At 54.7% G+C, this 6,395-nt stretch carries 4 protein-coding genes and 2 pseudogenes; 3 read left to right on the forward strand and 3 right to left on the reverse strand.

Features of this window, described 5'->3' with window-relative positions; all coding sequences use genetic code 11:
- Positions 1–344 precede the first annotated feature (344 nt).
- The 3 genes and pseudogenes from L6D80_RS29660 to L6D80_RS30470 form a co-directional block, all read left to right on the forward strand.
- Positions 345–2,414, forward strand: a complete 2,070-nt coding sequence (locus tag L6D80_RS29660; RefSeq protein ID WP_060501710.1) for a putative bifunctional diguanylate cyclase/phosphodiesterase — start codon at positions 345–347, stop codon at positions 2,412–2,414.
- 152 nt (positions 2,415–2,566) lie between these two features.
- Positions 2,567–3,343, forward strand: a pseudogene (locus L6D80_RS30465) (PAS domain-containing protein); the annotation flags it as partial.
- Between the two features lie 105 nt (positions 3,344–3,448).
- A pseudogene (locus tag L6D80_RS30470) lies at positions 3,449–3,886 on the forward strand (methyl-accepting chemotaxis protein); the annotation flags it as partial.
- Positions 3,887–4,018: 132 nt separating this feature from the next.
- Here the strand turns inward: L6D80_RS30470 and tnpC are convergent.
- The 3 genes from tnpC to tnpA form a co-directional block, all read right to left on the reverse strand.
- On the reverse strand, positions 4,019–5,566 hold the full coding sequence (gene tnpC / locus L6D80_RS29675) for an IS66 family transposase (protein WP_034128274.1): 1,548 nt from the start codon (positions 5,564–5,566) through the stop codon (positions 4,019–4,021).
- A gap of 61 nt (positions 5,567–5,627) precedes the next feature.
- Positions 5,628–5,963, reverse strand: coding sequence for an IS66 family insertion sequence element accessory protein TnpB (tnpB, locus tag L6D80_RS29680; RefSeq protein WP_009682493.1), 336 nt, complete (start codon positions 5,961–5,963; stop codon positions 5,628–5,630).
- The gene (gene tnpA / locus L6D80_RS29685) at positions 5,960–6,292 is read right to left on the reverse strand and encodes an IS66-like element accessory protein TnpA (protein ID WP_009682494.1); all 333 of its coding nucleotides are present in this window, start codon (positions 6,290–6,292) and stop codon (positions 5,960–5,962) included. Before tnpA ends, tnpB begins: the two co-directional genes overlap by 4 nt.
- Positions 6,293–6,395: the final 103 nt, after the last annotated feature.

The following is a 6,395-nucleotide window of genomic DNA, read 5'->3' on the forward strand; positions in this document are numbered from 1 at the left end:
GTAACCGTCCGGCCATGTCATCTACCCAGCCCCGCAAAGCCAAGACATCGAGTGCACTCAAATTTAAGTGAGCACCAGATCTAGCCTTTAAACGGGTATTTCATGCAGCCAACACTCGGTTCCTATTCCAAGGCCTTCAAAGCCCAGGTCATTCAATATGGGTGCCCAGCACGGCACTACAATTGCCAGCATCGCATTCAGCCGTAAGCGTGCCCGTGGAAGTCGCAAGGCTGGCATGACGCTTTTTTTTGTAAAATTTTTGACGATAGGATGAAGCGTACTCTTCAGAAACTGCTCGTGCCGCCGATGGCCCAGAGGAGCCAAATTCAACCTTCGGGGTTTCAATGCTAGTAAGCAGCTATAACAGCGTGTATGTGCTGTTTTCCTTCGCCGTAGCGATCCTGGCGTCTTATACCGCGCTGGACATGACTGGTCGAGTCACCCGTACCGAAGGCAAAGCATCGGCACTTTGGCTTGCCGGTGGATCTTCCGCCATGGGCACGGGCCTCTGGTCGATGCATTTTATTGGCATGTTGGCCTTCCAACTGCCCATCGAGCTGGGTTACGACCTGACGCTGACTGGCTTATCGTTGTTGATCGCCATCGCCTCCTCCGCCTTTGCTTTGTGGCTAGCATGCCAGACGGAAATGCCACTGCCGCGTTTGCTGCTTGGTGCGGTGCTCATGGGTATCGGAATTGCATCCATGCACTACGTTGGAATGGCGGCGCTGCTGATGAATCCTGTAGTGGAATACGTTCCGTCGTTGTTCGCGCTATCGGTGCTGATTGCTATCCTTGCTTCGGGCGTGGCTTTGTGGATCGCTTTCCGCATGCGTGGCGAAGGTCAGTACATCAATCGTACACGCATCGGCGCCTCGTTAATTATGGGGTGTGCCATTGTTGGAATGCACTATACCGGAATGGCGGCTGCCCAATTTCCTATCGGGAGCGTGTGCGGAGCGGTCAATGCAGGCATTGATAGCAACTGGCTAATGGTTTTGGTGATTCTGATCACGCTGGCTGTCTGCGCTATTGCCTTGATCGTATCAATGCTTGACGTCCGCACCAGCATACTTGCCAGCTCCCTTGACCTCGCAAACAGTGAACTGGTGCAGCTAGCTCTTCACGACAATCTTACTCGCCTCCCTAACCGTATCCTCCTAAACGACCGTCTTCAGCAAGCGATTCATAAAGCCATCAGGCAGAAGAGCCACTTTGCCGTACTCTTCATGGATCTGGATGGTTTCAAAGCTGTTAACGATACTTACGGTCATCACACTGGCGACCAGTTGCTTCTGCAAGTAGCAAAGCGAATCAACGACGCCAAACGCGGCGAAGATACGGTGGCTCGCCTCGGAGGCGACGAGTTCGTTCTGCTTATCGATCCCGGCGAACCTGAAGACGCTGCGATGTTGGCGCAACGCTTGGTGGAAAATATTCGATTACCTTACGTACTTGGGCGGCAGACAGTGCATGTGTCCGCTAGCATCGGTATCGCTATATTCCCAGAAAATGGCCTAACCGAGCATGAGCTGATGGTCAATGCCGATGCGGCTATGTACCACGCCAAGGAGCAGGGCCGCGATGGCTACTGCTTCTTTGAAAAAGCTATGAACGTTAACGCTCACCTGCAGTTGGAAATGCAACAGGATCTGCGGTGCGCACTGGATCGGAATGAATTTATCCTGCACTTCCAGCCGAAGATGCTCGCCCCAAATGGCCCTATGATCGGCGTTGAAGCTTTACTGCGTTGGAACAAGCCAGGTTTGGGCTTGGTGCCGCCCGTCCGTTTCCTGCCCTTGGCAGAGCGTACTGGATTGATCGTGCCAATCGGTAGCTGGGTAATCCATGAGGCGTGCCGGCAGATGGCCGAATGGCAAGCGTTAGGCGAAGGTAAAGACGAATGGAGTATTGCGGTCAACATTTCGACGGTACAACTGGCCCATGCAAAGCTCGTTGATGTCGTGCGCAATGCCCTGCAAAGCAGTGGCCTGCCCCCCCGTTTCCTGACACTGGAAGTTACCGAATCTACGGCGATGCGGGACGCTGAAGCTGCTTTGATTGTTCTTGATCAATTGGCAGCATTGGGCGTGAATATCTCCATCGACGACTTTGGTACCGGTTATTCCAGCCTGCTTTATCTTAAGCGCCTACCAGCCAACGAACTGAAGATCGACCGAGGTTTTATCACCGAGCTGGCTAAGTGTAACGATGACGCGGCTATCGTTTCGGCCATAGTAGCGCTCGGTAAAACGCTGGGGCTGAGGATCGTTGCAGAGGGTGTGGAAACCGCTGAACAACAACAGATGCTTACCGAGTTGGGTTGCGACATTTTGCAAGGTTACCTGCTGGGCAAGCCGATGAGCGCAGAGAGGATGCTGGAAAGCTTAAGCGCGACCAAGACTCTAGCGTGATACTGCACAAGCCATAGATTCAAGTTGGTGCTTGCTGGTGCAATTTGCAGACCCGCTACATCACCTGATTTAAGCATCAGTTAAACATTCGAATTGGGATTTACGGCTTCTCCTCATTCGTCCGATAGTAAAATTCACTCTAAGGCTAATCAATGTTCAACAAGGCAATCAAGCAGACCTTGGCTGAGGCTCTGCAAAAGCTTCAGGCCGCAGAAGCAAGGGCCGTGGCCGTTGACCGTTCGACGGCAACAATTGAATTTAAACCCGATGGCACCATCATAGGTGCCAATGAGAACCTTCTTACCACCATGGGCTACCGACTGGAGGAGATCGTCGGACAGCACCATCGTATTTTCTGTTTTCCTGATTACCAGGCGAGTGCCGACTATCGTAAGTTCTGGCAGCGCCTGGCTGGTGGCGAGTACATACGTGAACGTTTCCTGAGGCGTAATAAGCAAGGCCTGGAGGTCTGGCTCGAAGCCAGCTACAACCCTATCCGAGGCGCCGATGGTCGCGTCGAAGGCGTGCTGAAGCTGGCCACCGACATTACTACTCAGGTGATCCGTGAGCAGGAGCAGAGCAGCATGGTTCAGGCCATCAGTCGCTCGATGGCTGCGATTTCCTTTAACTTGAAAGGTGAGGTTCTCGACGCCAACGAAAACTTCGAGCAGGCCATGGGCTATCGCCTGGATGAGATTCGGGGAAAGCACCACCGCATGTTCTGCACACGAGGTGAAGCGGACTCTCCTGAATACCGCGATTTCTGGGAGCGACTGAACCGTGGTGAGTTCTTCTCTGGACGCTTCCAGCGACTCAACCGGCATGGCGATACCGTCTGGCTGAGCGCAACCTACAACCCGGTATTCGATGCCAGTGGCCGGCTTTACAAAGTAGTTAAGTTTGCCCGTGATATTACGTCCCAAGTGCGCCAGCAGCAAGCAGAATCCGATGCAGCCACGTTCGCCTACAATATATCCCAGCAGACGGACAGAAGCGCTCGCCATGGTGCCGAGGTCATTAGTGAAACGGTCGAGGTGGTACAAGGCATAGCAGCCGAGCTCTCACGAGCGGCTGAAGGCATCACTGCAGTCAATCAGCAGTCAGAGATGATCCGCAGCATCGTGCAGACCATCCGAGGTATCGCCGAGCAGACCAACCTACTTGCTCTAAATGCTGCTATCGAAGCTGCAAGGGCGGGTGAACAAGGCCGAGGTTTTGCGGTGGTCGCCGATGAAGTACGAAACCTTGCAGCCCGCACGGCGCAGGCCACCGTGGAAATCGTCGATGTTGTGAAGCGCAACCATGAACTAGCGCAGGATGCTGTGGAGAGCATGCAGGCTAGTCGCCAAAAGGTCGATCAAGGCGTCGATTTGGTCAGCCAAGCCGGCTTTGTGATAGAGGAAATTCAGAGCGGAGCACGGCAAGTAGTCGACGCCGTGCGCCAGTTCGCCGAGGCAAAGGAAGAGCTCTGATGTAACTGTATCGGGCACAACCTCGTAAGGCTGTTCCAATTTCTCACGATAAGCGTGCTTGTCCAATATGACATCATCGCTGCTTACTGGGCGCAACTGAACGTTTGCATCCGAGCATCACGTCTTACGCAATTAGACCGGTTGCCAAATATGCGGCAGCAAATGATCGATTTCACTCGCCCGCTGCGTCGGCAGGCGTGTGAGCACGTCCTTCAAATAGGCATACGGATCATGACCGTTGAGCCGCGCAGACTGGATCAAACTCATGATCGCCGCCGCCCGTTTTCCGCTGCGTAGCGACCCTGCGAAGAGCCAGTTCTTGCGTCCAAGAGCCCATGGTCGGATCTGGTTCTCTGCCCAATTGTTGTCTATGGGTACAGCCCCGTCATCGAGGTAGCGCGACAGCGCTGCCCAGCGTTTCAGGCTGTAATCGAGTGCTTTGCTGATGGCTGAGCCTTCGGGCACAAGGTCGCGCTGGGCGCTCATCCAGACATGTAGCATGTCCATTACCGGGACGGCTTTTTCTTTCCGTATTCGCCGCCGTAAATCCGGCTCCAGATCGCGGACTTCGCTCTCGATTTCGTACAACAACTGGATATAGCGCAGGGCTTGCTCAGCAAGCGTGCTTTTATTCGTAGCGTGCAGCTCGAAGAATTTGCGCCGTGCATGGGCCATGCAGCCGATTTCGGTCACGCCGAGTTCGAAGCTGGCTTTGTAACCGCCAAAATCGTCACAGACCAGCTTGCCCCTCCAGCCTTGCAGGAAGTTGCGAGCATGCTCTCCGGCACGGCTGGGGCTGAAGTCATAAACCACCGCTGCCACATCCGAGAACTGGCTGGTGGCGTAGGCCCAAACATAGGAACGGTGGGTTTTCTTTGTTCCCGGCATGAGCATTTGCACGGGTGTTTCATCGGCATGAATAATCTGCTGCCCGAGTACCACTTCGCGCAGCGCATCGACCAGCGGCTGCAACTGAACCCCAGTCACGCCAACCCATTCGGCCAAGGTTGAGCGTGGAATCGCCAGGCCCGCTCGACCGAAGATCGATTCCTGACGGTAAAGCGGTAAATGGTCAGCAAACTTGGCAATCATGACGTGGGCCAGCAGCCCAGCGGTTGGGATGCCCTTGTCGATGATCTGAGCCGGAACCGGTGCCTGGATAAGCGTTTCGCAGTCATCGCAGACCCATTTGCCACGTACATGACGCTCGACGGTGAACACGCCCGGTGTGTAATCCAACTTCTCACTGACATCTTCACCGATGCGTTTCAGCGCGCAGCCGCATGGGCAGTGAGTGTTGTCAGGTTCGTGATGGATCAGTGTGCGTGGAAACTCAGCCGGCAATGCAGTGCGCTTGGGCTTCTGCTTTTTCTCGGTCGCCGCTGGCACTGTTTGCAAGGCCTGAAGCTCTGCTTCAATCGCTGCGATATCTGTATCGATCAGGTCATCGAGCAAACTGGCCTGCTCAGGATTCATCTGCTCGCTGCGCTTGGCAAATTTCAAGCGCTTGAGCTGCGCAATTTCGAAGGTCAGCTTCTCGATCACCGTCTGATCGCGGTTGATCTTCTTGCCCATGGTTTCGACCGTCTTACCCATTGTTTCGACTTGCGAGAGCAATTGCGCAGCTAAGGCACGCAGTTGGTCGGGAGTCATTTGGTCGAGATTGGGAGAAGAAGTCATGCGCCGAATTTTGCCAGAGCAGGCGCTTCGCGGCGATAGACCGATAGGCTAATGGCAGCCGTTAAAGCAGTGTGATCGAGCCGCCGGAACCTGCTCGTTGCCATGGCAGGCCCAATACCAAGGCTTGGAGTTGCTCGGTGTCCAACTGCATTTCAGAGCCATGACGAATGCTTGGCCAGTGGAACTTGCCCTGGCTCAACCGGCGCGCCGCCAGCCATATGCCGAAGCCGTCATGCACCAGCACTTTCATGCGATTGGCGCGGCGGTTGGCGAAAAGATAAGCACAGTGCGGCTGCGCCGCACCGAACACCGCAATCACCTTGGCTAATGCCGTTTCGGTACCAGCGCGCATGTCCATCGGCTCGGTGGCGAGCCAGATGGAGTCGATGCGAATCATCGCAGAAGGTCTCGAAGAAAGGTCGCGCAGGCAGCAGCATTTTCAGTGGGCCAGTTCACTGTGACGGTGCCACGCGGGTGCTGTATTTCAACGCAAATATTCGATGATGATGTGTGGGATTTCGCCCCTGCCAGCGGCACGGGTAACGGAATAAATGCAGGTTGCAGCGCCGTGCTTTTCTGCGCTTGCAGGCGAATCCATTTGTGGACGAGGTTTGCGTTGAGGTTATGGCTGAGTGCGATGCTGGCAATCGAAGCACCGGGCTGGGCACACTCTTGAATGACCTGAGCTTTGAAGGATTTGGAATAGGAACGGCGTGTTGGCTGCATGAAATACCCGCTTAAAAGGCTAGAACTGGTGCCCACTTAAATGTAAGTGCACACCATGTCTTGGCTTTGCAGGGCTGGGTAGATGACTTGGCCGTACGCATAC

Source organism: Pseudomonas ceruminis (genome assembly GCF_021602025.1).
GTDB classification, from domain to species: domain Bacteria; phylum Pseudomonadota; class Gammaproteobacteria; order Pseudomonadales; family Pseudomonadaceae; genus Aquipseudomonas; species Aquipseudomonas ceruminis.